Annotated in this window: 19 protein-coding genes and 1 tRNA gene; 10 read left to right on the top strand and 10 right to left on the bottom strand. The window is 63.1% G+C overall.

The window, feature by feature from the left end; genetic code table 11:
- Positions 1–238 precede the first annotated feature (238 nt).
- Positions 239–1,564: an ABC transporter substrate-binding protein gene (locus tag LVY71_RS05995; RefSeq protein ID WP_235098899.1), complete on the bottom strand. Its 1,326-nt coding sequence runs from the start codon at positions 1,562–1,564 to the stop codon at positions 239–241.
- Between the two features lie 663 nt (positions 1,565–2,227).
- On the opposite strand from LVY71_RS05995, the gene LVY71_RS05990 reads away from it, so the two are divergent.
- On the top strand, positions 2,228–4,330 hold the full coding sequence (locus LVY71_RS05990; protein WP_235098898.1) for a HAMP domain-containing methyl-accepting chemotaxis protein: 2,103 nt from the start codon (positions 2,228–2,230) through the stop codon (positions 4,328–4,330).
- Positions 4,331–4,521: 191 nt separating this feature from the next.
- Here LVY71_RS05990 and LVY71_RS05985 read toward each other — a convergent pair.
- Positions 4,522–4,596 (bottom strand) — tRNA-Glu (locus LVY71_RS05985).
- Positions 4,597–4,772: 176 nt separating this feature from the next.
- Between LVY71_RS05985 and LVY71_RS05980 the strand changes: the two genes are divergently transcribed.
- Positions 4,773–5,771 carry a sterol desaturase family protein gene (locus LVY71_RS05980; RefSeq protein ID WP_235098897.1) on the top strand — a complete coding sequence of 333 codons (999 nt, stop codon included), beginning with the start codon at positions 4,773–4,775 and terminating at the stop codon, positions 5,769–5,771.
- Here LVY71_RS05980 and LVY71_RS05975 read toward each other — a convergent pair.
- Positions 5,749–6,081: a hypothetical protein gene (locus LVY71_RS05975; protein ID WP_235098896.1), complete on the bottom strand. Its 333-nt coding sequence runs from the start codon at positions 6,079–6,081 to the stop codon at positions 5,749–5,751. The two genes, LVY71_RS05980 and LVY71_RS05975, sit on opposite strands and share 23 nt — an antisense overlap.
- Between LVY71_RS05975 and LVY71_RS05970 the strand changes: the two genes are divergently transcribed.
- From LVY71_RS05970 to LVY71_RS05950, 4 genes are all read left to right on the top strand, one after another.
- Entirely contained in the window at positions 6,080–7,129 is a 1,050-nt protein-coding gene (locus LVY71_RS05970; RefSeq protein WP_235098895.1) for an RluA family pseudouridine synthase, read from the top strand. The two genes, LVY71_RS05975 and LVY71_RS05970, sit on opposite strands and share 2 nt — an antisense overlap.
- 217 nt (positions 7,130–7,346) lie before the next feature.
- The gene (gene rpoH / locus LVY71_RS05960) at positions 7,347–8,246 is read left to right on the top strand and encodes an RNA polymerase sigma factor RpoH (protein ID WP_349629878.1); all 900 of its coding nucleotides are present in this window, start codon (positions 7,347–7,349) and stop codon (positions 8,244–8,246) included.
- Between the two features lie 165 nt (positions 8,247–8,411).
- Positions 8,412–9,386 (top strand): Bug family tripartite tricarboxylate transporter substrate binding protein, encoded by a 975-nt coding sequence (locus LVY71_RS05955; protein WP_235098893.1) that lies wholly within the window; start codon positions 8,412–8,414, stop codon positions 9,384–9,386.
- Positions 9,387–9,415: 29 nt separating this feature from the next.
- The gene (locus LVY71_RS05950; RefSeq protein WP_235098892.1) at positions 9,416–9,904 is read left to right on the top strand and encodes an ureidoglycolate lyase; all 489 of its coding nucleotides are present in this window, start codon (positions 9,416–9,418) and stop codon (positions 9,902–9,904) included.
- A 548-nt stretch (positions 9,905–10,452) separates the two neighbouring features.
- On the opposite strand, the gene LVY71_RS05945 is transcribed toward LVY71_RS05950, so the two are convergent.
- Positions 10,453–11,442 carry a Bug family tripartite tricarboxylate transporter substrate binding protein gene (locus LVY71_RS05945; protein ID WP_235098891.1) on the bottom strand — a complete coding sequence of 330 codons (990 nt, stop codon included), beginning with the start codon at positions 11,440–11,442 and terminating at the stop codon, positions 10,453–10,455.
- 148 nt (positions 11,443–11,590) lie between these two features.
- A complete protein-coding gene (locus LVY71_RS05940; protein ID WP_235098890.1) occupies positions 11,591–12,067 on the bottom strand; it encodes a hypothetical protein in 477 nt (158 codons plus the stop codon).
- A gap of 393 nt (positions 12,068–12,460) precedes the next feature.
- Here LVY71_RS05940 and LVY71_RS05935 point away from each other — a divergent pair, with 393 nt between their 5' ends.
- Entirely contained in the window at positions 12,461–12,679 is a 219-nt protein-coding gene (locus tag LVY71_RS05935) for a hypothetical protein (RefSeq protein ID WP_235098889.1), read from the top strand.
- A 219-nt stretch (positions 12,680–12,898) separates the two neighbouring features.
- Here the strand turns inward: LVY71_RS05935 and LVY71_RS05930 are convergent, their stop codons facing one another.
- The 3 genes from LVY71_RS05930 to LVY71_RS05920 all read right to left on the bottom strand — a co-directional run bounded on the left by LVY71_RS05930 (position 12,899) and on the right by LVY71_RS05920 (position 16,587).
- Positions 12,899–13,549 carry a formyltransferase family protein gene (locus tag LVY71_RS05930; protein WP_235098888.1) on the bottom strand — a complete coding sequence of 217 codons (651 nt, stop codon included), beginning with the start codon at positions 13,547–13,549 and terminating at the stop codon, positions 12,899–12,901.
- Between the two features lie 80 nt (positions 13,550–13,629).
- Positions 13,630–15,219 carry a hypothetical protein gene (locus tag LVY71_RS05925; RefSeq protein WP_235098887.1) on the bottom strand — a complete coding sequence of 530 codons (1,590 nt, stop codon included), beginning with the start codon at positions 15,217–15,219 and terminating at the stop codon, positions 13,630–13,632.
- A gap of 75 nt (positions 15,220–15,294) precedes the next feature.
- Positions 15,295–16,587: an adenylosuccinate synthase gene (locus tag LVY71_RS05920; protein ID WP_235098886.1), complete on the bottom strand. Its 1,293-nt coding sequence runs from the start codon at positions 16,585–16,587 to the stop codon at positions 15,295–15,297.
- Between the two features lie 221 nt (positions 16,588–16,808).
- On the opposite strand from LVY71_RS05920, the gene LVY71_RS05915 reads away from it, so the two are divergent.
- The 3 genes from LVY71_RS05915 to LVY71_RS05905 all read left to right on the top strand — a co-directional run bounded on the left by LVY71_RS05915 (position 16,809) and on the right by LVY71_RS05905 (position 19,961).
- Complete coding sequence (locus LVY71_RS05915; protein ID WP_235098885.1) at positions 16,809–17,735, top strand: DMT family transporter; 927 nt, start codon at positions 16,809–16,811, stop codon at positions 17,733–17,735.
- 133 nt (positions 17,736–17,868) lie between these two features.
- Positions 17,869–18,819, top strand: coding sequence for a DMT family transporter (locus LVY71_RS05910; protein WP_235098884.1), 951 nt, complete (start codon positions 17,869–17,871; stop codon positions 18,817–18,819).
- 149 nt (positions 18,820–18,968) lie between these two features.
- Entirely contained in the window at positions 18,969–19,961 is a 993-nt protein-coding gene (locus LVY71_RS05905; protein WP_235098883.1) for a Bug family tripartite tricarboxylate transporter substrate binding protein, read from the top strand.
- Positions 19,962–20,093: 132 nt separating this feature from the next.
- Here LVY71_RS05905 and LVY71_RS05900 read toward each other — a convergent pair whose 3' ends face one another.
- Positions 20,094–21,785, bottom strand: coding sequence for a methyl-accepting chemotaxis protein (locus LVY71_RS05900; RefSeq protein WP_235098882.1), 1,692 nt, complete (start codon positions 21,783–21,785; stop codon positions 20,094–20,096).
- A gap of 220 nt (positions 21,786–22,005) precedes the next feature.
- On the bottom strand, positions 22,006–23,595 hold the full coding sequence (gene serA / locus LVY71_RS05895; protein ID WP_235098881.1) for a phosphoglycerate dehydrogenase: 1,590 nt from the start codon (positions 23,593–23,595) through the stop codon (positions 22,006–22,008).
- Positions 23,596–23,755 lie beyond the last annotated feature (160 nt).

The following is a 23,755-nucleotide window of genomic DNA, read 5'->3' as shown; positions in this document are numbered from 1 at the left end:
ACCGCATGGCAGACGCTGGCCCGGAATGTATCTGCTCAATCGTGCGGCAAGAAACAGTCCGCGCGCGGCAATGTGATCGCCGCGCGCGGGAACATTCGCGCGTTGTGCATACTCAATAACATCGAACCTTTATTTGGAGTTCGTCATGGCCGGGCTCGTCCCGGCCATCCACGCCTTTTGTTGTTCGGATCTGAAGACGTGGATGCCCGGCACAAGGCCGGGCATGACGGTAGAGAGGTTACGATCGATAGATGCGCTTGAGCTGCCGCTCCGCTCCCGTCATCGTTCCCTTGATGTCTTCGCGGCCGGTGCAATAGTTGGCGAACATATCGACCAGCACGAAATCCGAAATCGCCGCCGCCGCGCTCTCGTTCAGGGTGCCGAGCCCTGCGGGCGTCGACGCCAGCTTGGCGACATCACGATACGGCGTGTTCTTGGGGTCCGCCGTCCAGATCGGATTCTTGTCGTAGGCCAAAAGGAAGTGCGACAGATAACCGCCGGCCGCCTCGATCCACGGATTGAACTGCGGTCCTTCCATCAGGAAGGCGGTGAACGCCTTGCAGGCCTGCGGGTACTTGGTGAAATTGAAGATCAGGATCGGGAATCCGAGATGCTGCTCCCGGACCTGGCCGCTGATGCCGACCGGCAGATGCGCGTGATCCATGTCGGCCGCAATCGCGGGATTTTCCTTTTTCGCAGCAACATAGATCGAGATGCCGTTGGTGGTGAGGTGAAGCTGCCCGGCGAGGAACGCCTTGTTGTTGGAGCTGTCGTTCCACGAGGCCGTGCCCGGAATGAAATTCACGTACAACGACTTGACGTATTCCAGCGCCTTCGCCGTCTCCGGCGAATTGACGATGACCTTGTTGTTCTTGTCGACGGTGTAGGCGTTATGCGCCCACATCGCCCAGGCGAGCCAGCCATTGGCATCGCCCGTGGCGTGGCCGAGCGCCATGCCCGCCGGCGTGCCGTTCTTGCTGAGGCCGGCGATGAGTTCGCGAAAACCGCCGAGATCCTTCGGAAATTCCTTGAAGCCGCATTTCTGCATCGCCGCGATCCGGTAGTTGACGAGACCGCCGCTGGCGGCGACCGGAATGCCGAGCCACTTGTTGCCGCGTTTGCCGTAGGCCTCTCCGGACGGCGCCCATCCGCCGTACTTCTTGCCGAGATACTCCGCGACGTCGGTGACGTCGGTGCACTTCTCGGGAAACAGATGCGGCAGCGAATAGAGTCCCCACACCATGTCGAGGCCCTGTCCGGTGTTGGCCGCGACCGAGGCTTTCGGCTGGATGTCGTCGAACGATTCATTGGAGATGTTGACCTTCACCCCGGTGGCTTTCTGGAATGCGTCCACGATCTTCATGAAGGCAACGTCCTCGGCCTCCACAAAGCGCTTCCAGCGCAGCATGTTGATGGTGGCGCCGGGCTCCGGCTTCCATTGCGCGGTCTGCGCCCAGACCTTGGCATGGCCCAGCAATTGATCGGCGGACATGGTTGCCGCCGCAGCCAGCGTCAGCGCGCTGCCCTTGAGTAGAGATCGTCGATCCGGGGTAAACTCGGTCATTGGCATCTCCTCCCTTTTGAATCGGCCGTTGATCGGCCAAAATTTTCAGATGATCGTTTGCGTGATTGAACTTCCTTCCCGAAAAACCGGCGAGCGATATGCCGGCAGCGTGCGATGTAATCACCTGCCCGTGGTGCGATCAATGCGCCCAGGCCGAGAGTGCAGAGCAGCAAATCGGCGCGAGTGAAGTGTTGTGGTGTCTCGTCTCGACAAGCCGGTGACGCACGATGTCGCTTCCGACGTTCGCAACGCTCGGTAACGCGATCCAGCGAAAGGATGTCATTGGATTTCGATAGTGATCGATCGCGTGGTCGTGATCGACGCATCGGAATTAGCGGCAAACCCCACGACGTATGGTCCGGTGACGTGCGCGGCGACGGCTGGGGGTCGACTCGGCGTTCCGCCCGCCTGACCGCGGCTCTCGTCGGCCCACCGGGATCGCTGCGCTACCCGTCACAGAAAATCCCGGCCGGGCGACCTCCGCCGCCCAAGGCAGCGCGCGGGCATGGCCGCGAATGTTGACGGTCTCCGCGCACACGCGGTCGTTGCAAAACGCCGCGCCACCCGCGATGCCTAAAATTTAAGCAAATTTTAATGGTTAACGAACAGTGTAAATGGAACTTTCGCGGCCTTAAGCGGAAGCCCACATAAGAGGAAGCGACCATGACGTTGTTTAATCTGAAAATTCGGGGCCGGCTTATTCTTGGTTTCAGCGTGCTTTGTGCTCTGTTGGCGACCGTCGTCGGAACCACAATCATCAAGGTTCATTCCGTTCGTGAATCCACCGACCGGACCGTCAATCTGCGGGTTCCAACCGCGATGGCGGCGAGCGACATGGTCGCGGGAATTTATGCTTCGCTTGCATCGCTTCGCGGCTGGCTGATCACCGGAAACGACGCGTTCAAAGCCGAGCGCGCGGGGCTCTGGAAAAGCATCCAGACCCATAGCGCCGAAATGGACACCCTCTCGAAATCCTGGACCGTCGCGCAGAACAAGCAGGACTGGCAGGCCGCCAAGCCACTGCTCGATGAGTTGCGCACCGCGCAGGACAAGGCGGAGACGATCGCCCATACGATCGACGAACAGCCCGCGGCGAAAATGCTGGCCATCGAGGCCGCGCCTCTGGCCAAGCTCATGCTGCAAAAAGCCACCTCCATCATTGACGAAGAGGGAAACATCGCGTCAACCGACAAGCGCAAGAGCCTGCTGATCGGCTTCGCCGACCTGCGCGGCAGCATGGCGATGGCCATCGGCGCCATCCGCGCTTACCTGTTGACCGCCGATCCCGCATTCAAGGCGGAGTTCGAAGAACTCTGGCGGCTCAATCAGCAAAAATTCGACGTGCTGTCGCAGCGCAGAGCGGAAATGACGCCGGATCAGCAAAGCGCATTCGACGCGCTTGTCGCCGCCCGCGTCAAGTTCTCCCCGCTGCCCCAGAAGATGTTCGATATCCGGGCTTCGGATCGCTGGAACATGGCGCAATGGTTCCTCACCAACGAAGCCGCGCCCCGCGCCAACAAACTTCTCGATATTTTTGCGGGAACGAAGGATGCCGCAGGCTCACGCGCCGGCGGAATGGTCACGCGACAGCAGGACAACCTGAAAGCCGACGGAGTCGCGGTGGTCGCCGAAACAAATTTCCTCACCACCCTGCTCTGGGTGCTTCTCGGCGTCGGCGTCGGCGTCGCGGCCACGGTTGTTTATCTGACCAGCCGTTCCATCGTTCCACCCATCCTCAAGATGGTGGACGCCATGGGGCAACTTGCCGGCGGCAATCATTCCGTCGAAATTCCCGCGGCTGACAAGACCGATGAGATCGGTCTGATGGCGAAGGCGGTGCTGGTATTCAAGGACAACATGATCAAGGCCAAGGAACTGGCGATCAAGGAAGCCGCCGCCATCAACGACCGCATCGCGCGCGCCACCAAGGTCGATGACCTGACGCGGCAGTTCGATTCGGACATCTCGGTGGTGCTGAAATCCGTCGCGTCCGCCACGACGGAGTTGCAGGTCACGGCATCGTCCATGACCGCGACGGCGGAAGAAACCAGCAACCAGGCAACGGCGGTTGCAGCCGCGACCGAAGAAGCCTCGGCGAATGTGCAAACCGTGGCGGCGGCCGCCGAAGAACTGTCGGGTTCGGTGAGCGAGATCAGCCGTCAGGTCTCGCAATCCAGCGCGATCGCCCGCAAGGCAGTCGCCGAAGCCCTCCGCACGAACGAGACGGTTCACACCTTGTCCAGCGAAGCCACGAAAATCGGCGATGTCATCAAACTCATCAACGAGATCGCCAGCCAGACCAACCTTCTCGCCCTCAATGCGACGATCGAGGCCGCCCGCGCCGGCGATGCCGGCAAGGGCTTCGCGGTGGTTGCTGCCGAGGTGAAGAGTCTTGCTGAACAGACCGCGAAGGCGACGGACCAGATCGGAGCGCAGATTTCATCGATCCAGAATTCGTCCGGCGAAGCCGCAAGCGCCATCGAGGGCATCACCGCCACGATTCACGAAATGAACGAGATCGCGGCGGCGATTGCCAGCGCCGTCGAAGAACAGGGGTCGGCGACGCAGGAGATCGCGCGCAACGTCCAGCAGGCCGCCGTCGGCACCGGTGAAATCTCGGCGAATGTTTCCGGCGTTCAACAGGCCGCCGGAGATACCGGAGCCGCGGCGCATCAGGTTCTGCAGGCATCGAGCGAGCTGTCCCGTCAGTCGGAGACGATGCGGGGCCAGGTCGAAATCTTCCTCACCAGCATCAAGGCGGCGTAGCGATGTGAAGATGGAAGGGCGCGAAGGCTCCCTTCCGTCGGTCACGCAATGTGAGAAGCCAACTAACGGCGCGCAATATTCGTTTGAAGGCCTGCCTCACGGCGGGCCTTTTTCATTTCAGAATTTGAAGATGGTCTCTAATTTTGGGAGTTGAATCTTGGGATCCGAAAAATCGACCCTGCGCAACAATCTGGCGCTCCCTAGGGGAATCGAACCCCTGTTTCAGCCTTGAGAGGGCCGCGTCCTAACCGCTAGACGAAGGGAGCAAGCGCGGCACAGGGAATAACCTCGAAATGGCGCAACTGCAAGCGCTGCCGGTCCGCTTGCCCTCAACCTCCAGGGCATAAGGCATGCCTGGGCATTGCACCAAGGCTCCCGCACCCCCTGCCGAATTCCAATCCTCCCTGTTCCCGGGTCTGCGAGTTGGATATAGGACCTTCACATGAAGAACCGGGCCACATTTCAGGATTGGATCGCCGCGCATCCCGGCGCGGTGTCGGCTGTTACCTTGGCTGTGCCGCTGGCGATCCTCGTGATCTCGGCGCTCGAAATGGCGCCCTCAGCCTTCCCGATTCATTTCGCAACCGGCATGAAAGGCTTCACTGACTATTTCGAGGCCTTTTTCATTTCGGCTTCGTTTATCGTGTTCTTTGCCGTCATACTCATTCTTGAGCGGATATGGCCCGCCGATCCGGATCAGGCATCGTTTCCGCGCGGGCTTGTGTTCGACGCTGCATTTAGCGTTGTTTCACTTCTGGTCCATTTTCTGTTCGTCTCATTATTCGCCATTCTGTTCCTGGATTTCTTCAGCCGCCACGTTCCGCCACTCTCAGGCCTGATTGGACACTGGCCGAACTGGCTGCGTGTGGTTGTTGTCTTTATCACGGTTGATTTGGCCTCATGGCTCAGCCATGTCATTCGCCACAAGGTGCCAGTCCTTTGGCATTTCCACGCCTTGCATCATTCGCAGCGCGCCATGAATCTCATGACGGAATTCAGGCTGCATCCGTGCGATCTCCTGGCCCGGACACTCGGCGTGTCATTCGTGTTCGCTCTGGTTCTGGTGCCCGTCGAGCAGGCGTTTGTTTTTATCCTGCTGCAAAAATATTACCTGATGTTCCTGCATGCGAATATCGACATCAGCTATGGGCCGCTTGACCGGGTGTTCGTGTCACCACGCGTGCATCGTCTGCATCACGCCATTCAAACCGAACTGCACGACCGGAATTACGGTGTCTATTTCTCGATCTGGGATACGATTTTCGGCACGTTCCGAACCACCGACGCGCGTGTCATCCCGACCGGTGTCGAAGGTTTCCCCGACGAGCGGAACGGGGCGTGGTATGGAACGCCGCTGATCTTTGTGCGCCAGCTCGTCTTGCCTGTTTATCAGGCCGCGCAATCCCTGCGCATCGCGCTTATGGCTCAACGGCGAACTTGAGCCGCCCCACCGGCTTCAGGGTTTTCCCGTCATAGGTGCGGATTTCGGTCACGCCGCCGATGTCGACGGTCACCGCCAGCCGGTCGCCGATGGCGGCGGTGGAGACGATCCGCGCCCCCTTCGGCAGCGTGGCGGTCACATCGGTCGTTTGAACGCTTCCATCGGTGCGGAAAAGGCGGTAGCCGATGGCGACCAGCAAGGCCCCCACACCGATCGCCGTGGTCAGGCCTGCGATCACCATCATCCGGCGCACCCGCGCGATCAGCGCTGCTTGCTCGGGCGTCGGTTCGGGCGCAACAGTTTCAGACATGCAAAGCTCTTCTCAACAAGACTCTTCCGATCAGGACGAAAACGAACGCGACGCGACTTCGGGGCTGCTCACGGTCACGGTCGAGGGCGATGAAGGATCGCAACGGCTGGACCGCGTGCTGGCCGCGCGCACACCCGGCCTGTCGCGTTCGCGCCTGAAGGCGTTGATCCTTGCGGGCCAGGTCAGCATCAACGCTGCCCCGGTTCGCGACCCCGCTTATCATGTCAGTGCCGGGGATACGATCACAATCGACGTGCCGCCCGCAGCTCCCGCAGAGCCCGAAGGCGAGGACATTCCGCTCGATATCGTATTCGAGGACGACGATATCATCGTCATCGACAAGCCGAAAAACCTCGTGGTGCATCCGGCCGCGGGGCACGAGACCGGCACGCTGGTCAACGCGCTGATCGCCCACTGCGGCGCAAGCCTCTCTGGCATCGGCGGCGTGCGGCGGCCCGGCATCGTGCACCGGCTGGACAAGGACACCACCGGGCTGATGGTGGTGGCCAAGAACGACCGCGCCCACCAGTCGCTGTCGGCGCAGTTCGCCGACCACGGCCGCACCGGCGAGATGCGGCGCGGCTACATGGCCTTTGCGTGGGGCGCTCCCAACCGCAAGACCGGAACCATCGATCAGCCGATCGACCGGCATCCGCACAACCGCGAGAAAATGGCGGTGCGTCAGGGCGGCCGCGAAGCCGTGACCCACTGGGAGGTGCTGGAAACCTTCACCGGGCTGGACGGCAAGCCGGTCGCCTCGCTGATCGCCTGCCAGCTCGAGACCGGGCGCACCCACCAGATCCGGGTCCACCTCGCCCATCTCGGCCATCCGCTGATGGGCGACGACGTTTATGGCGCCGGATTCAAGACCAAGGCCCGCCAGCTCGGCCCCCACAGCCAGTCGGCGCTGACCGCGCTCGGACGGCAGGCGCTCCATGCATATTTGCTGGTTCTGGAGCACCCTTCGAGCGGAGAAATTCTGCACTGGGAATCCCCGCTGCCGGAGGATTTGGTTCTCCTTGAGGCGGCCTTGCGGGGAATAGACTAAAGGCAATGCGCTAAAAAGACGCATGGTTACAGAGATTTAACCCGGGTCACAGGTTCGTGACCCCGTTTTGTTCTTCCCTTGGCTGCCCGTTCTGGAGTATGTTGCACCTGCGCTGGGATCGTCCCGGCGCGGAACATTGCAGCGCTTCTGGCTTTGACACAGCAGATGGCCTGCCTCGCCCGCCGCTGTCGGGGGCGTGAACTCTGGAGGGCGCAACATGGCCCGTGCCGCTACCCTGCCGGTTCTCAACGGAGAATCCGGTCTTTCGCATTACCTGTCCGAAATCCGCAAGTTCCCGATGCTGGAGCCGCAGGAGGAATACATGCTGGCCAAGCGTTGGCGCGAGCATGACGATCGCGATGCGGCGCACAGACTCGTCACCAGCCATCTGCGGCTCGTGGCCAAGATAGCCATGGGCTATCGCGGCTATGGTTTGCCGATCTCCGAGGTTGTCTCCGAAGGCAACGTCGGCCTGATGCAGGCTGTGAAACGCTTCGAGCCTGAAAAGGGCTTCCGTCTTGCCACCTACGCAATGTGGTGGATCAAGGCGTCGATACAAGAGTACATCCTGCGTTCGTGGTCGCTCGTCAAAATGGGCACCACCGCGAACCAGAAGAAGCTGTTCTTCAACCTGCGCAAGGCGAAGAGCAAGATCTCCGCGCTTGAAGAGGGCGATCTCCGCCCCGAGCAGGTGAAGCAGATCGCCACCTCTCTCGGCGTCACCGAGCAGGACGTGATCGACATGAACCGCCGCCTCGGCGGCGACGCGTCGCTCAACGCACCGATCCGGGACGACGGCGAGCCGGGTGAATGGCAGGACTGGCTGGTCGATACCTCGCCCAACCAGGAAGCCATCATGGCGGAAAGCGAGGAGTTCGATCATCGCCGCAGCGCGCTGACCGGCGCGATGAGCGTGCTCAACCCGCGCGAGCGCCGCATCTTCGAGGCGCGGCGTCTGGCCGAAGAGCCGATGACGCTGGAAGATCTCGCCGCCGAATTCGGCGTGTCGCGCGAGCGGGTGCGGCAGATCGAGGTCCGCGCCTTCGAGAAGGTGCAGTCGGCGGTGAAGACCGCCGTCGCCAAGCAGGAGCACGCCGCGCTGGAAGCGGCGTACTGATCTCCTTCTCATCACAAGTTGCAAAAGCCGGCCTTCGGGCCGGCTTTTTCTTTTGCCCTCGCCCCGCGTGCGGGGAGAGGTAAAGACCGCGCTCCCACCCGGAATAGATCTTGCAAGACCGGTGTTGGCGGCAAGATGCTGCAAACACCAATGCAAGGAGCGGCGATGACACGACGGCGCATGCAGGCCCACCTCAAGCGGTTCGCGATTCTGGCCTGCCTCTTCATCTCCGCCCCGGCCGCCGCGCAGACCTGGCCGTCGCACCTGATCAAGGCCACCATCCCGTTCGGCGCCGGCAGCGCCACCGACGTGGTGCCGCGCATGTTCTTCGAGAAACTCTCCACCGAACTCGGCCAGCCGATCGTGGTCGAGAACCGCGCCGGCGCAGGAGGCACAGTCGGCACCGCCACCGTGGTCCGCGCGGAGCCGGACGGCTACACCATCCTCGCGCATTCGTCCGCGATCACCATCGCCCCGGCGATCTTCACCGAACTGAACTACGACGCCACCAGGGATCTCTCCTCCGCGCTGATGATCGGCTACAGCGCCAATGTCATGATCACCTCGCCGTCGAAACCATGGACAACGGCGCAGGAATTTATCGCGGCGGCAAAGAAGAAAGACGCCTCCATCACCTTCGGCTCGGTCGGCATCGGCAGCGCGGTTCACATCAGCGCCGAGAAATTCCGCCTCGCCGCCGGCATCGACGTCACCCACGTTCCCTATCGCGGCGGTTCGGAAGTGATCGCCGACATTCTCGGCGGCCGGATCGATTTCTACTTCTGCCCGCTGGCCACCGCGCTGCCGCTGATTCAAAGTGGTCAAGTCCGCGCGCTGCTGGTCTCGACGCCAAAACGCGTCACCGATCTGCCCGATGTTCCCGCCCCGCCTGAGATCGGCCTGAAGGACGCCGACAGCGCAATCTGGTTCGGCGTGTTCGTGCCGTCGAAGGCGCCGAAGGAGGTCGTCGAGAAACTGTATGAGAGCGGCAGCAAGGTGTTGGCGAACCCCGACATGCAGGCCGGCCTGAAGAAACTCGGCGTCGAGCCTTGGCCGATGAAGCCCGGCGAGATGGACGCGCTGGTCGCGCAGCAAACGGTCGCCAGCGCGGCGCTCGTCAAGGCGGCGGGGATCAAGTAGCATCGCCGGCCAAAGGGCTTTGGGCGACGATGGACAGTGCAGGACTGATCGCAGTAAAGGCGCGGATCGCCGATCCGGTGGCGTTCGCGCCGTTCGGCGATCTGATCGCAAGCCCCCGCAGCCTGCCGAACATCGACTTCTCCACCGCACTCGATAACCAGCGCGCTGGCGCAAGGACGACTCTCTACACCACCGTGGTCGAGCCGGTCGCGCTGCCGGTGACGCTTGAGAAGATGGAGCGTCACCGCTTTTCATCGCAGACCTTCCTGCCGCTGGAGGCCAGCCGCTATCTGGTCTGCGTCGCGCCTCACAACAGGAAAGGCCTGCCCGATCCGGCCGCGTTGCAGGCCTTCATCGTGCCGGCCGGCGTCGGCATCACCTACCGCGGCAATGTCTGGCACCATCCGATGATGGCGCTGGATCGCCGCGCGAGTTTCGCCGTGGTGATGTGGCGCGACGGCAGCGCGGGCGACGAAGAATTCGTCGATCTCGCCGCGCCGCTGCGGGTCGAGGCATAGATCCGCAACCGTCATCCTCGGGATTCCTTGCGTCCCCTGCTCTCGCGACGCCGGCGCAGCGCAGCCTGATAAATGTCCTCGATCGCGTTGTTCTGCTGCTCATAGGACAACGGAATGCGCCTCACCAGCGTGAGGCAATCGTGCGAGGAGTCGCCCCGGCAACGGCCGCGCGCGACGGCAGTCTCTCAATGGACAGCCGCGATAGCCCAGCACCAGATTCGACATGGCGCGTTGCTCCATCATCTCCCTCAAGACGATGACTCAGGGAGTATGGGTCCCCGCCTGCGCGGGGACGACGTCGAGTGTGAGGTGCGCCCTGTTTTTCACCTCTCCCCGTTCTGGCGGGGAGAGGCCGGATTGCGCAGCAATCCGGGTGAGGGGCAGCTTCATTAAAACCTGCACCATCACATATGTTGCGAGTTCGCCCCTCACCCCGACCCTCTCCCCGCAAGAGCGGGGCGAGGGAGCAAAAAGAATTCATCGGAAACAACATCGAGATTCCGGGTTCGCTCGCCAATGCTCGCGCCCCGGAATGACAAGCCTTCCCCCTAATCCACCTTCGCGCCGGCGAACTTGACCACCTTCTCCCACTTCTCGGTTTCGGAGACGACGATCTTGCCGAAATCCGCGGGCGTGCCGATCAGCGTAACGCCGCCGAGTTCGGCGATCCGCGCCTTGATCGCGGGCTCGGCAAGGATCGCGTTCACTTCCTTGTTGAGCTTGTCGATCACCGGCTTCGGCGTTTTGGCCGGCGCGCCCATGCCGAACCACGCGCTCGCCTCGTAGCCCTTCACGGTGTCGCCGACGGTCGGCACGTGGGGCAGTTCGGCGGAGCGCTCAGCTGTCGTCACCGCCAGCGCGCGCAGCGTGCCCGCCTTGATGTGCGCGATGCAGGACGGCATGTTGTCGAACATCACCTGCACGCGGCCGCCGATCATGTCGGTGACCGCAGGCGCCGAGCCACGATACGGCACGTGCTGCATCTCGACGCCGGTCATGGCCTTGAACAGTTCGCCGGACAGATGGATCGACGTGCCGTTGCCGCTGGAGGCCATGTTGACCTTGCCGGGATTGGCCTTCGCGTAAGCGATGAACTCCGCCACCGTCTTCGCCGGGAAATCCGGCGGCACGATCATCACGTTCGGCACCCGCGCGAGGCCCGCCACCGGCGCGATGTCGCGGATGAAGTTGAAACTCAGCTTGGTATAGAGCGAGGCGTTGATGCCGTTGGCCGGATTGACCAGCAGCAGCGTGTAGCCGTCGGGATCGGCATTGACGACGGATTCGGTGCCGACGTTGTTGCCCGCTCCCGGCTTGTTCTCGATGATGAACTGCTGGCCGAGGCGCTCCGAGAGCCGCTGGCCGATCAGGCGGGCGAGAATATCGGTCGCTCCCCCCGCCGGATAACCGACCACCCACTTCACCGGGCGGGACGGATAATCCTGCGCGAGCGCGCAGCTTACAGACAAAGCAGTCACGGACAGACATGCAGAAAAGCCCATCGCGATCAGGCCGATCGCGGCGCGACGTATAGCCATTTCGTTCCTCCCGGCTGCCGCGACTTGGCGCGCGGTCAGCGTGTGTTGAATGGACAACACACAACGCTAACAAACAAAACCAGCAGCGAACAGGTGAACGAAGGGCGCAGTCTTCTTGTGGCAGCGCACAAGAAACGCGTGGACCGGATTACAGATAGTCGCGGAAGTAATCCGCCATGGAGTCATCGTTGTCGAGCGCACCGAAATAGGCCGGCTCGTCCATCAAGAGCGCACTGGCCTGCGTCTTGTAATCCGGCGAGACATCGGCGACGCCGGGGATCGGCTGGCGCAGAATGTCCAGATAGGATTTGTAGTTGTCGAGCGTGCCGCTGAAAATACAATTGCAGACGCCGGGATCGGCATAGACATAACGCGGTCCGCCAGCCGCCCTGGCGTGGATCACGAAGCGATGCGGCGGCAGCGCCTTCAATGCGCGCCGGCCCGCGGCGTCATCGGCGAGTTGAATCCTGAACCCGGCGGAGCGCAGATAGAACGCGTTCTTCTCCAGGAACGGCTTGCTCGGCACGACGTATTCCGCCGCCAGCGGCAACGCCAGCAGCGCGAGCACCACGGCGGCGAGCGCGCCGGACATCACGCGGGCGCGTCTGGAAATGTTCAAAATCATCGGTCGACCTCGCATTAATTTATCGTGAAGAAGCGGCCGCTCGCGGCACAAAAAGAAATTTTCTTCGTGTTCCATGCAACCATTTAACACCTGCGTGAAAGCATGCCCTGCGCCGCATAAATTGTCGAATCGCGCATACAAGATGTGGTGCGATTTCAGCGGCTTCATTCCATGCGCGGCATATCGGACCGCATGAAAGAAATGTGACGGAAGTCTTTAAGGAAATGTGACTGGAGCGTTTCCAAATTCACGTCGTCGTATCTTCGCGCAAGCGACTCAGATCTGCCCCATTGCGGCGGCATGTTCCGCCCGCTCACGACGGGCAGGATCGAAAGCATGAACCGCGCTTTCGCTCACCGCCCCGAACGACAGCAGATGGAATGGAGACTGCACATGATCAATCAGCCGCCGGGAAAATTCGATCCGGATTATGTCGCCACCTTGAGAAAGATTCTCGACATCGCGGTGGAGAACATCGCCATTGAAAATCGCACGCCGGCGACGAAGGCGAAGATGGCGCAGGTGATCGTGCAGGAGGCCGCCGGCGGCATCACTGACGCGAGAGATCTGGTGTCGCGCGCCGTCCGCGTCGGCGAAACGCGCGCGGCGTGAGGTATAACGGGAAGCAGCAATGCGCGACGAACGCGCAACACATCCGATCGTCATCACCGGGCTCGACCCGGTGATCCATCATAAGAAAACATTTCGAGAAGCGGATGGATTGCCGGGGCACAGGCGAGCGGGAGCGACGCCGTTCTTCGAACGGCTATGCCCGGCAATGACAAATCCCGGATCCGGGACGATCCAAGACCGCAAGGAACTCAGGACAACCTACGCTCCCGATGCCGCGCTCTTCGGCGCGGCATGCGGCTTCTCTAAATCGAGCCGTTTTTCCACATCAAGTCTTGGCGCGTTGGTCGCGAACTGCTCGTCCTGCGGCATCGACGGCACGTTGCCGCTGATCTTGGCCTGATCGATCACCTGCGCCAAAAGGCGCAGGCCGAGCGGCGCCAGCGCCCGCTCCCACAATTCGCGCGCGGTCTCGCCCTTCTTCACGAACACCCAGTCCTGCGCCGCGATCGCACCGGCGTCGAGCCGCTCCGACAGGTGATAGATCGTGCCGCCGGCGATCGGATCGCCTTCCTTGATGGTCCATTCGATCGCGGCGATGCCGCGATGGCGCGGCAGCAGCGACGGATGATAGCCAATGCCGCCGTGCTTTGAGACCTGCAACGCTTCCTTACTGACAAGGGCATGACTGTGCGCGGTGACGATCAGATCGGTGCCTGGCGCAATTTCCGACGCGGCGATCAGCTTCGGCTTCGCCTGCACCACGACCTCGATGCCGGCGGCGCGCGCCGCGGCTGCGAGCCGGTCCTCGCCGTCCGCCACCACGACGCGGATCACCTCGATCCCGTGACCGCGCATCATGTTCAGCGTCTCGACGCCGAAGTGGCGCGAACCGGCGAGAGTTATCTTCATGAATCACCTTTGCGCATGATCTGATCGGAAAACCGGTCCCCACTTTGCGCCGGCGCGGCCGTTCCGGTCCCGATCATGCGTCACTGCCCCCAGGCCGTGAAGGCTTCGTTGAAGGCGCGCTCGCCCGGCGCACCCTTCTCAATGGCGACGATGGAGCGGCGCTGGTTGGCGTAGACCAGCGGAATATCGAACCACGACCGCTCCTTCAGCAGTTGCAGGTTGCGCGACTTGTCGGCCTCGACATTCGACAGCCCGACCAGGAAGAAACCGTCGGTGACCTTCACCGCGAGTCCGGCCAGCGGTGTGCCGCGCGCCTGCTCGTTGGACTTCATCAGGATGCCGGGAACGTTGGCGACCGTGGTGCCGAAATCGGGCGGCAGCACGAAGGTCAGTTCGGCGGTGTGGCTCGCCGGCAGCGACGCGTCGGTGTTGCGGCGGATCGAGAGCGACATCTTGATCTTGCGCTCAGGAATGTCGATGTCGGCCCGCACGCCAATGTCCGCCGGCTGGCCGGCCGGCACCTTAACCGCCTCGGTGCGCCAGATCACCGAGCCGACATACTGCTTGCCCTGCGGCGCGGACGGATCTTCATCGTAGAGCACCACGCGCTGCGCCACCGGCGCGATCTGCGTCGCGCCCGGCTGCCCGACGCGGTCGGTGATTTTCGGCCGCGTGCCCGAGGCGTCCTTCGGCGCGGTGTCCGCCTGCTGTGCCGGCTTGGTCAGCGACTTGAACAGCGAGTAGGCCTTCGGGCCGCCCCAGATCGCGGCGCCGATGGCGATCACGGCAACGCCGACCGCGATGGCGCTCTTGAGCGGAAAGCCGCGGCCGGCTTTTTCGGGCTCGTCGCGCATGTTGATGCGCGCGCGCGGCCGGTCGGACGGCTGATAGCGTCCGGCTTCCTCGGCGGATTCGTCGTAGCTGTACGGCGCGGGGCCGCGCGGATCGATGTCGTTCTGGGCGTAGGTGCGCCGCGCCGAACGGGTCGCGCCGCCGAGATCGTTGGCGTCCGCGACAACGTCGCGCATCCCCGAGCCCTGCGGCGGCGCGCGGCGTCCGGCCCGCGCCTCCTCCGTCCAGGCATCCAGCATCCGGGTGTCATCGGTCGGCTGATCGTTGGCGCGGACATCGCGCATCGATGTCGGCAATCCCGGCTGTCCCGGCGGCTGGGCCCGTGTCAACGGGGGCGGCTGGTCGCCGCGCAGATTGCGCGGCGGGCGTGGCTCGGATCCAGAAGGTGCATCGCCGCGTCCGGGCGGGCGATCACGGCCGGCAGGCGGCGGCGCCGATCCGGTTCGGGCGCTGCGCGCACTTTCACGCAGGGCGTCGCCGGGACGCGGTCCTTCACGCTTGACCAGCGGCGCCCGGGTCTGGGGCGGCGGGTTCGGCGCAGACGATGGCGCTGCAGAGCGTTCGCGCGGCGTTTCCGATGAGGCCGCCTGATGCGCAGCGGCGCGGCGGACCGCATCGGCCTCGACCCGGCGCACCGCATCCTCGAGCGCCAGACGTTCGCGGGTGATCTCGGCTTCGCTCAAAGCGGGCTGCACACTGCGCAACTGGGAAATCAGCGCCGTCCGCGCGCGTTCATAGAGCGCACGGCGGCTCTCGCCGGGGGCACTGGGGTCCAGTCCGGCGATGGCGCGGGCTATGAGCGGGTAGTAATCAGCCATCCTCATCCAGTCTGCAGGATTCTTGGCAAACCCTGTACTTAAAAAACGTCAATCAACAGAACATGGTGTCCATGTTCACGCCTCAAACGGATTCTGCACGAGGATAGTATCCTCGCGTTCGGGGCTGGTGGAAAGCAGCGCAATGGGACAGCCGACCAGTTCCTCGACCCGGCGCACGTATTTGATGGCCTGCGCAGGCAGGTCGGCCCATGACCGGGCATTGGCCGTCGGCTCCTTCCAGCCTTCGATGGTCTCGTAGATCGGCTCGACGCGCGCCTGCGCGCCCTCGCCTGCCGGCAGATGATCGATCTCCTTGCCGTCGAGCTTGTAGCCGACGCAGACCTCGATGGTGTCGAAGCCGTCGAGAATATCGAGCTTGGTCAGGGCCAGACCGTGGATGCCGCAGGTCCGCGCGGTCTGCCGCACCAGCACGGCATCGAACCAGCCGCAGCGCCGCTTGCGCCCGGTGTTGACGCCGAACTCCTTGCCGCGGCGGCCGATCTCTTCGCCGATCTCGTTGTCCAGTTCGGTCGGGAACGGGCCCTGCCCGACGCGGGTCGTATAGGCCTTGCAGATGCCGAGCACATAGCCCAGCGAACTCGGCCCCATGCCGGTGCCGGTCGCCGCCTGCGCCGCCACCGTGTTCGACGACGTGACGTAAGGATAGGTGCCGTGATCGACGTCGAGCAGCGCGCCCTGCGCGCCTTCGAACAGGATGCGCTTGCCTTCGCGGCGCTTGTGGTCGAGCAGATTCCACACCGAGTCCGCGAACGGCAGCACCTTCGGCGCGATCTCCGTCAGTTCTTTCAAGAGCTCCGCGCCGTCGACTTCCGGCAGATTGAGGCCGCGGCGCAGCGCATTGTGATGCGCCAGCAGGCGGTCGATCTTGTGCGGCAGCGTCTGCGGATCGGCGAGATCCATCAGGCGGATCGCGCGGCGGCCGACCTTGTCTTCATAAGCGGGGCCGATGCCGCGCTGGGTGGTGCCGATGGCGGTGGCCTTGCTGGCGTTCTCGCGCACCGCATCGAGTTCGCGATGCAGCGGCAGGATCAGCGTGACGTTTTCGGCGACGCGCAGATTGTCCGGCGAGATGGCAACACCCTGGCCGCGCAGCTTTTCAAGCTCGGTGACAAAAGCCTGGGGGTCGAACACCACGCCATTGCCGATCACCGACAGCTTCGACGGCCGCAGCACGCCCGAGGGCAGCAGCGCCAGCTTGTAGGTGTTCCCGTTGATGACGAGAGTGTGGCCGGCGTTGTGGCCGCCCTGAAAGCGGACGATGACGTCAGCCTGCTCCGACAACCAATCGACGATCTTGCCCTTCCCTTCGTCGCCCCACTGGGCGCCGACGACGACAACATTGGCCATTCCAGACAATCTCCCGCAACCCGCAAATCCGCCGGAATTCCAGCGCCTTGCAGCAGGGTTACTGGCTTGCGAGGCATGTCATCGGATAACGGATGCGCGCATGGGACGCAAGCGCCAACGGGTGTTGACGGGCCTCCGATACACAAGCCAAATCGTTGATATTTCCCGTATAATCCGGACAACCGGACCGGCCCTTCCGAAGCCTCGAAACCGCCCCCGACATGAACAGCCCCGTGCCGCGATCCACCACGTCATGGCTGATGAACAAGCCATATCTGCTGCTGACGCTGACGCCGCTGTTCTGGGCCGGCAACGCCGTGGTCGGCCGCTTCGTCGCCAACCAGATACCGCCCATCACCCTGTCGTTCATCCGCTGGGGCGTCGCGTTTCTGATTGTGCTGCCGTTCGCCTGGCCGCATCTGGTGCGCGACTGGGGCGCGATTCGCCAGCGTCTCACCACGATGGTGGTGCTGTCGTTCACCGGGATCAGCATCTTCAACGTGCTGCAGTACTGGGCGCTGGAATATACCGAGGCGCTGAACGCCCTGCTGATGCAATCCTCGGGACCGCTGTTCGTGGCGATCTGGTCGCTGGTGCTGCTGGGTATCCGCCTCACCTGGGCGCAGGCGGCCGGCATCCTCGTCTCGCTGAGCGGCGTGTTGGTGATCCTGCTGCGCGGCGATCTTGGGGCGCTGTCGCAGATCACCCTCAACAAGGGTGACATCATCTATCTCGTGGCGCTGGCGATCTTCGGTTTCTACTCGGCCCTGTCGGCGAAGCGGCCGGCGATCGACAACCTGTCGTTTCTCGCCTTTACCTTCGGCTGCGGCACGCTATGCCTGATCCCGCTGCTGATATGGGAACTGGCGACCCGGCCCGCTATGCAGTTCACGCCGTCGAACTTCGCGGTGCTGTTCTATGTCGCGATCTTCCCGTCGATCCTGTCGTATCTGTGCTTCAACCGCGGCGTGGAACTGATCGGCGCCAATCGCGCGGCGCCGTTCTTTCACCTGATCCCGGTGTTCGGATCGGTCATGGCCATTGTCTTCCTCGGTGAGAGGCTGCGGCTGTTTCATCTGGCCGGCTACGCACTGGTGCTGGTCGGCGTTTTCATCGCGGCGCGGCGCGGATCGGCGACCGCGAACTGATCCGGGCATTTCGCGTTCCCCAATGACGGCGCGGCCGCGCTGCCCATCTGGCGCAACCTAGCAATCCGGGATTGGCGGTTGTGAAGCCCACGAATATGGGCACAACTCAGCCTGCCCTCTTTCCCGAAAATTCATGACCGTCGCCGATCCGCCCTTGCGCAAACGTTCCGTTGCCGCCTGGCTCTCCAATCAGCCCTATCTGATGCTCAGCCTGATGGCGCTGTTCTGGGCCGGCAACATCGTGCTCGGACGTTACGTGGCCGGCCATGTGCCGCCTTTCGCGCTCACCTTCGGCCGCTGGGCGGGGACCGCTCTCGTGCTCGCGCCTTTCGCATGGCCCTACCTGCAGCGCGACTGGCCGGTCATGCGCCGTCGTCTTCCGCTGCTGCTGCTGCTCGCCTTTACCGGCTTCGCCTTCAACAACGCGCTATCCTATTGGGGCCTTCAACACACGCAGGCGTTGAACGCGCTGCTGATCCAGTCATCCGGACCGCTGTTCGTCGCGCTATGGTCGCTGATCCTGTTCGGGGTGAGGCTGTCATGGATGCAGGCCATCGGCATCCTCGTCTCACTGCTCGGCGTCCTCGTCATCATCCTGCGCGGGGATCTCGCCGCGCTGGCGGCGATCCAGGTCAACGCCGGCGACATCAGCTTCGCTGGCGCGCTGTTCGTGTTCGGACTGTATTCGGCGCTGATGCCGAAACGGCCGAAGATCAACCCGCTCTCGCTGATCGCGTTCACCACCGGGGCCGGCGCTGTGATGCTGATTCCGCTGGTGGGATGGGAGGTCTCGATCGGAGAGACACTGACCTTCGACACCCTGACCGTGCTGACGCTGGTATTTGTCGTGATCTTTCCTTCGACGCTGGCCTATCTGTTCTTCAACCGCGGCATCGAACTGATCGGACCCAATCGCGCCGCGCCGTTCTTTCACCTGGTGCCGGTGTTCGGTTCGGTGATGGCCATCGTGCTGCTCGGCGAGAAGCCGGAGCTGTTTCATCTGGTAGGCTATGTGCTGGTGCTGGCGGGGATCTTCACCGCGTCCCGAAGCGGATCGGCGCGGACACCGCCATCCCGCCCCTGAGCAGCATCATTTGATGCGGCGCAACTTTTTGCGCACCCTCTCGCATTTTCCCGCGACTTCGCGCAGTCTGGTCATGAACGAACGGCGCAGGCCCGCTCCGGCGGCAGTCTGTCGACACGCGCGTCACAAAACAGGGCGGAGACAACGGAATGACGACATCGAAATTGGCGGCGGCAACGCTCGCCGCAGCGCTGGCCGTAACGGCGGGCGTTCTGACCGCAACACCATTGGCGGCGCAAACTCCCTACCCCGCACCGGGCAAGAACATCACGCTGGTGCTGCCGTTCGCGGCGGGCAGCGGCACCGACAGCACGACGCGGCTGATCTCGAAAGAACTCGCGACGGCACTCGGCGCCAACATCGTGATCGACAACAAGCCCGGCGCGAACGGATCGATCGCGGCCAGCTACGTGGCGCGCTCCGCGCCGGACGGCTACACGCTGTTCGTCACCACCAACACCTCGCATTCAGCCAATCCGTATCTGCTGAAGACCATGACCTACGACCCGATCAAGGATTTCACGCCGATCGCGCGCACTGGCGATCTGCCGTTCATGCTGGTGATCAATCCGGAGATTCCGGCCAACTCGGTCGCCGAACTTGTCGCGCTCGCCAAGAAAGATCCGGGCAAATACTCCTACGCCAGCGGCAGTTCGTCGGCGATCGTCTCCGGCGCGACATTCGCCACCCTCGCCGGGATCGACCTGCTGCATGTGCCTTACAAGAGTTCGCCGCCGGCGCTGACCGACGTCATCGCAGGGCGAGTCTCGATGATGTTTGTCGACGTGCCGACCGGTCTGCCGCATGTCAACGGCAAGGTGCTGAAGGCGCTGGCGGTGACGACCATGAAGCGTTCGGCGTTGCTGCCCGATCTTCCCACCATGGACGAGGCCGGCGTGAAGGGCTTCGACATCACATCATGGCAGGGTTATCTCGGCCCGGCCGACATGCCGAAAGACATCGTGACGAAGCTGAACGCGGAGATCCGCAAGGTGGTCGAGCGGCCCGACATCCGCAAGGAGCTGGCCGACCGCGGCATGGAAGCCTTCTCCGGCACGCCGGAGAGCTTCGATGCATTCCTGAAGCAGCAACTCGTGGTGTGGGAGAAGCTGATCCGGGATGCCAGGATCGAGAAGCAGTGAGGGCTGGCTGCACACTCTGATCGTCATACGCGGGCTTGACCCGCGTATCCATCACTTCAAAAAATGTATGGCCGGGTCAAGCCCGGCCATGACGTTTTCTTATGATGAGCACTCGTGCTCAATGCAGCAGAATCAAGCCGCCCGCACCTTGCCGAGGAATTCATCCACCGCCGAGCGCAGCATGCCCGACTGCTGGTCGAGGTCGCGCGCGCTGGACAAGACGTCCGCCGCGGCCGTGCCGGTCGCAGCCGCCGCCGAACTGACGCCGCCGATGTGACCGCTGATCTCGTTCGATCCTTCCGCCACCGACTGGATGTTGCGCGCGATCTCGCGCGTCGCGGCGCCCTGCTCCTCGATCGCGCTGGAGATATTCATGGTGATCTCGCTCATGCGCGCGATGGTCTCGGTGATGCCCTGGATCGACACCACCGCGTCGCTGGTGGTCGACTGCATCGCCGCGACCTGGGCCGAGATTTCCTCGGTGGCCTTGGCGGTCTGGTTGGCCAGCGCCTTGACCTCGGAGGCCACCACGGCGAAGCCGCGTCCCGCCTCGCCGGCGCGCGCCGCTTCGATGGTCGCATTCAGCGCCAAGAGATTGGTCTGCGCCGCGATGCTGTGAATAAGCTGCACCACCTCGCCGATCTTCTCCGCGCCGCTGGACAGAACCTGCACCGTCGCGTTGGTGCGCTCAGCGTCGCCCACCGCCCTGCTGGCGATCTCGTTGGACTGGCTGACCTGACGCGCGATCTCGGCGACCGAGCTTGACAGTTCTTCAGCCGCCGCCGCGACCGTGCCGACGTTGTTAGATGCCCGCTCCGATGCCGAAGCCACGTTGGCCGCACGTCCGCTGGCGTCGCTGGCGGAGGCGGTCATCGATTCCGCCGTCCGCTGCATGCCGACTGCCGATGATGCCACCGAACGAACGATGCCGTCGACACTGCTTTCAAACTCATTGGCGATGTTTTGCATCGCCGCCTGCCGCTCCGCGGCTGCGCGCTTCTCGGCTTCCGCTTCCTGCTGCTCGAGGCCGCGGATCCGCAACGCGTTGTCCTTGAAGACCTGCACGGTCGCAGCCATCGCGCCGACTTCGTCGCGGCGGTCGCGGCCCGGAATGTCCTCGTCAAGGTGGCCGTCGGCGAGCGTCTGCATGCGCGCGCCGAGCTGGCCGAGCGGACGGGTGATGCTGCGGCCGATCAGCCAGGCGATGGCGCCGGAGAATGCCGCGATGGCGAGGATGGCGATGCCGAGCGCCACCGCGATCGGCATCAGCTTGGCATCGAGGTCGTCAAGATACGCGCCGGTGCCGACGAGCAGATTCCAGCCCGGAACGGACACCGCATAGGACATCTTGCGGATCGGATCCTTCTCGCCGGGTTTCATATATTCGTAATATAGCGTGACCTCGCCCTTGCCGGCGATGATGCCGTCGCGCAGTTCCCGTACCAGGGCACGGCCGCTGGTTTCAACGTTCAGACGATTGGTGCCGATGGTCTTCGCATCCGGCGCCGAGACGGTGACGCCGTCCATCGTATAGGAGAACATGTAGCCGTTGCCATTGTCGTAAGTCATCGTCCTTACGCGGCTGCCCCATTCCTCGATCGCAGCTTCCTTGGTTAGCTTGCCGGCCTCGACCTGCTTCTGCATCGCAAGCGCCATGCTGCGCGCGGTCTCGACAATCGCGCGGGTCTGCTCGATACGGGCGTGGACCATTTCCTTCTGCATCATGCTGCCGGCGAAAAGACCGGCCGCGCACAGACCGATCAGGGTGATACCGACCAAGATCGCGAGTTTGGCCGTAATACGCATATTATTGAGCAGCTTCACGATGAAGACTCCGGGGCGGGACGCGCTTCTGCGCAGGAAGGTTCGCCATAAATTTACCTAGATAGTCTTTCGGGTTCCTTACCCTCTCGTCCGGCAAAATCCCTTTTCGATAGCCGTCACAAAAAAAAGGGCCGGAGAATCTCCGGCCCGTGTGGATTCGAAATTCAATTGTCGCTTTTGCAGGCAGCGATGCCCAAAAGCAGATCAGAGCGTCAGCGCCTCAGAATGCCAGAGCCTTGGCCTGCTTGACCTGCGGCAGCGTGGCCACCTTGGCAAGCACGTCAGCTGGTACCGCGCCGTCGACCTCGACCAGCGCGATGGCGTCGCCGCCCTGCTTGTTGCGGCCAAGATGGAAGGTCGCGATGTTGACCTTGGCGTCGCCGAGCAGCGAGGCAAACTTGCCGATAAAGCCTGGCTTGTCCTCGTTGGTGACGTAGATCATCGACTTGCCGAACTCGGCATCGACACGAATGCCCTTGATGTCGACCAGACGCGGTGCACCGTCGGCATAAACGGTGCCGGACACGGAGCGTTCCTGCCGCTCGGTGGTGACGGTTACCGTGATCAGGCTCTCGTAATCGCCTTCCGCGGCGCGGACCACCTCGTCCACCACCATGCCGCGCTCCTTTGCCACCACCGGCGCGGAGACGACATTGACGTCGCCGAGCATCGGCCGCAGCAGGCCCGACAGCGCCGCCGAGGTCAGCGCCCTGATCTTCATTTCCGCGACATGGCCTTCGTAGGTGATGGTCACCTTGGAGATGCCGGTCTCGGTGAGCTGGCCGGCGAACGAGCCGAGCTTTTCGGCCAGTTCGATGAACGGCTTCAGCTTCGGCGCTTCTTCCGCCGTGATCGAGGGGAAGTTGACCGCGTTGGAGATCGCGCCGGTCAGAAGGTAGTCCGACATCTGCTCGGCCACCTGCAACGCGACGTTCTCCTGCGCCTCAGTGGTCGATGCGCCGAGATGCGGGGTGCAGATCACGTTGGCACGGCCGAACAGCACGTTGGTCTTGGCCGGCTCCTCGACGAACACGTCGAAGGCAGCGCCCGCGACATGCTTGGAGTCGAGGGCGGCGGCGAGCGCGGCCTCGTCCACCAGGCCGCCGCGCGCGCAGTTGATGATGCGTACGCCCTTCTTGGTCTTGGCGAGAGCCGCCGCGTCGAGGATGTTCTTGGTCTTTTCGGTGAGCGGCGTATGCAGCGTGATAAAGTCGGCACGCTTCAGAAGATCGTCAAGCTCGACCTTCTCGACGCCGATGTCCTTGGCGCGCTCCGGCGACAGGAACGGGTCGAACGCGATCACCTTCATGCGCAGGCCGAGCGCGCGGTCGGCGACGATCGCGCCGATGTTGCCGCAGCCGATCACGCCGAGCGTCTTGGCGGTGATCTCGACGCCCATGAAGCGGTTCTTCTCCCACTTGCCGGCCTGGGTGGAGGCGTCGGCGGCGGGGATCTCGCGGGCCAGCGCCAGCATCAGTGTGATGGCGTGTTCGGCGGTGGTGATCGAATTGCCGAACGGCGTGTTCATCACGATGATGCCCTTGGCCGTGGCGGCGGGGATTTCAACGTTATCGACGCCGATGCCGGCGCGGCCGATCACCTTCAGCTTCGCAGCCTTTTCCAGAATCTTCGCCGTCGCCTTGGTGGCGGAGCGGATGGCGAGGCCGTCATAATTGCCGATGATCTCGGCGAGCTTGTCCTTGTCCTTGCCGAGATCCGGCTGGAAATCGACATCGACGCCGCGATCCTTGAATATCTGCACGGCAGCGGGAGACAGCGCGTCGGAAATGAGAACTTTGGGCTTGGACATGATGTTCTTCCTTCACCCTCCCCTTGAGGGGGAGGGTCGGCCTGCAAGGCCGGGGTGGGGTGAAGTTATCAATGTGAATTCTCGTGCGGCGACATGGGAACTGTTCACCCCACCCCGCCGCACCTGCGGTGCGTCGACCCTCCCCCTCAAGGGGAGGGTG

It is taken from the genome of Bradyrhizobium sp. G127 (assembly GCF_021502575.1).
In the GTDB taxonomy this organism is placed as follows: domain Bacteria; phylum Pseudomonadota; class Alphaproteobacteria; order Rhizobiales; family Xanthobacteraceae; genus Afipia.
This window is presented reverse-complemented; position numbering and strand designations above follow the sequence as displayed.

Excerpts from the sequence above, each read along its gene's own strand:
- LVY71_RS05995 (WP_235098899.1), bottom strand. The coding sequence starts at position 1,564 with ATGACCGAGTTTACCCCGGATCGACGATCTCTACTCAAGGGCAGCGCG.
- LVY71_RS05990 (WP_235098898.1), top strand. The coding sequence starts at position 2,228 with ATGACGTTGTTTAATCTGAAAATTCGGGGCCGGCTTATTCTTGGTTTC.
- LVY71_RS05980 (WP_235098897.1), top strand. The coding sequence starts at position 4,773 with ATGAAGAACCGGGCCACATTTCAGGATTGGATCGCCGCGCATCCCGGC.
- LVY71_RS05970 (WP_235098895.1), top strand. The coding sequence starts at position 6,080 with ATGCAAAGCTCTTCTCAACAAGACTCTTCCGATCAGGACGAAAACGAA.
- LVY71_RS05975 (WP_235098896.1), bottom strand. The coding sequence starts at position 6,081 with ATGTCTGAAACTGTTGCGCCCGAACCGACGCCCGAGCAAGCAGCGCTG.
- rpoH (WP_349629878.1), top strand. The coding sequence starts at position 7,347 with ATGGCCCGTGCCGCTACCCTGCCGGTTCTCAACGGAGAATCCGGTCTT.
- LVY71_RS05955 (WP_235098893.1), top strand. The coding sequence starts at position 8,412 with ATGACACGACGGCGCATGCAGGCCCACCTCAAGCGGTTCGCGATTCTG.
- LVY71_RS05950 (WP_235098892.1), top strand. The coding sequence starts at position 9,416 with ATGGACAGTGCAGGACTGATCGCAGTAAAGGCGCGGATCGCCGATCCG.
- LVY71_RS05945 (WP_235098891.1), bottom strand. The coding sequence starts at position 11,442 with ATGGCTATACGTCGCGCCGCGATCGGCCTGATCGCGATGGGCTTTTCT.
- LVY71_RS05940 (WP_235098890.1), bottom strand. The coding sequence starts at position 12,067 with ATGATTTTGAACATTTCCAGACGCGCCCGCGTGATGTCCGGCGCGCTC.
- LVY71_RS05935 (WP_235098889.1), top strand. The coding sequence starts at position 12,461 with ATGATCAATCAGCCGCCGGGAAAATTCGATCCGGATTATGTCGCCACC.
- LVY71_RS05930 (WP_235098888.1), bottom strand. The coding sequence starts at position 13,549 with ATGAAGATAACTCTCGCCGGTTCGCGCCACTTCGGCGTCGAGACGCTG.
- LVY71_RS05925 (WP_235098887.1), bottom strand. The coding sequence starts at position 15,219 with ATGGCTGATTACTACCCGCTCATAGCCCGCGCCATCGCCGGACTGGAC.
- LVY71_RS05920 (WP_235098886.1), bottom strand. The coding sequence starts at position 16,587 with ATGGCCAATGTTGTCGTCGTCGGCGCCCAGTGGGGCGACGAAGGGAAG.
- LVY71_RS05915 (WP_235098885.1), top strand. The coding sequence starts at position 16,809 with ATGAACAGCCCCGTGCCGCGATCCACCACGTCATGGCTGATGAACAAG.
- LVY71_RS05910 (WP_235098884.1), top strand. The coding sequence starts at position 17,869 with ATGACCGTCGCCGATCCGCCCTTGCGCAAACGTTCCGTTGCCGCCTGG.
- LVY71_RS05905 (WP_235098883.1), top strand. The coding sequence starts at position 18,969 with ATGACGACATCGAAATTGGCGGCGGCAACGCTCGCCGCAGCGCTGGCC.
- serA (WP_235098881.1), bottom strand. The coding sequence starts at position 23,595 with ATGTCCAAGCCCAAAGTTCTCATTTCCGACGCGCTGTCTCCCGCTGCC.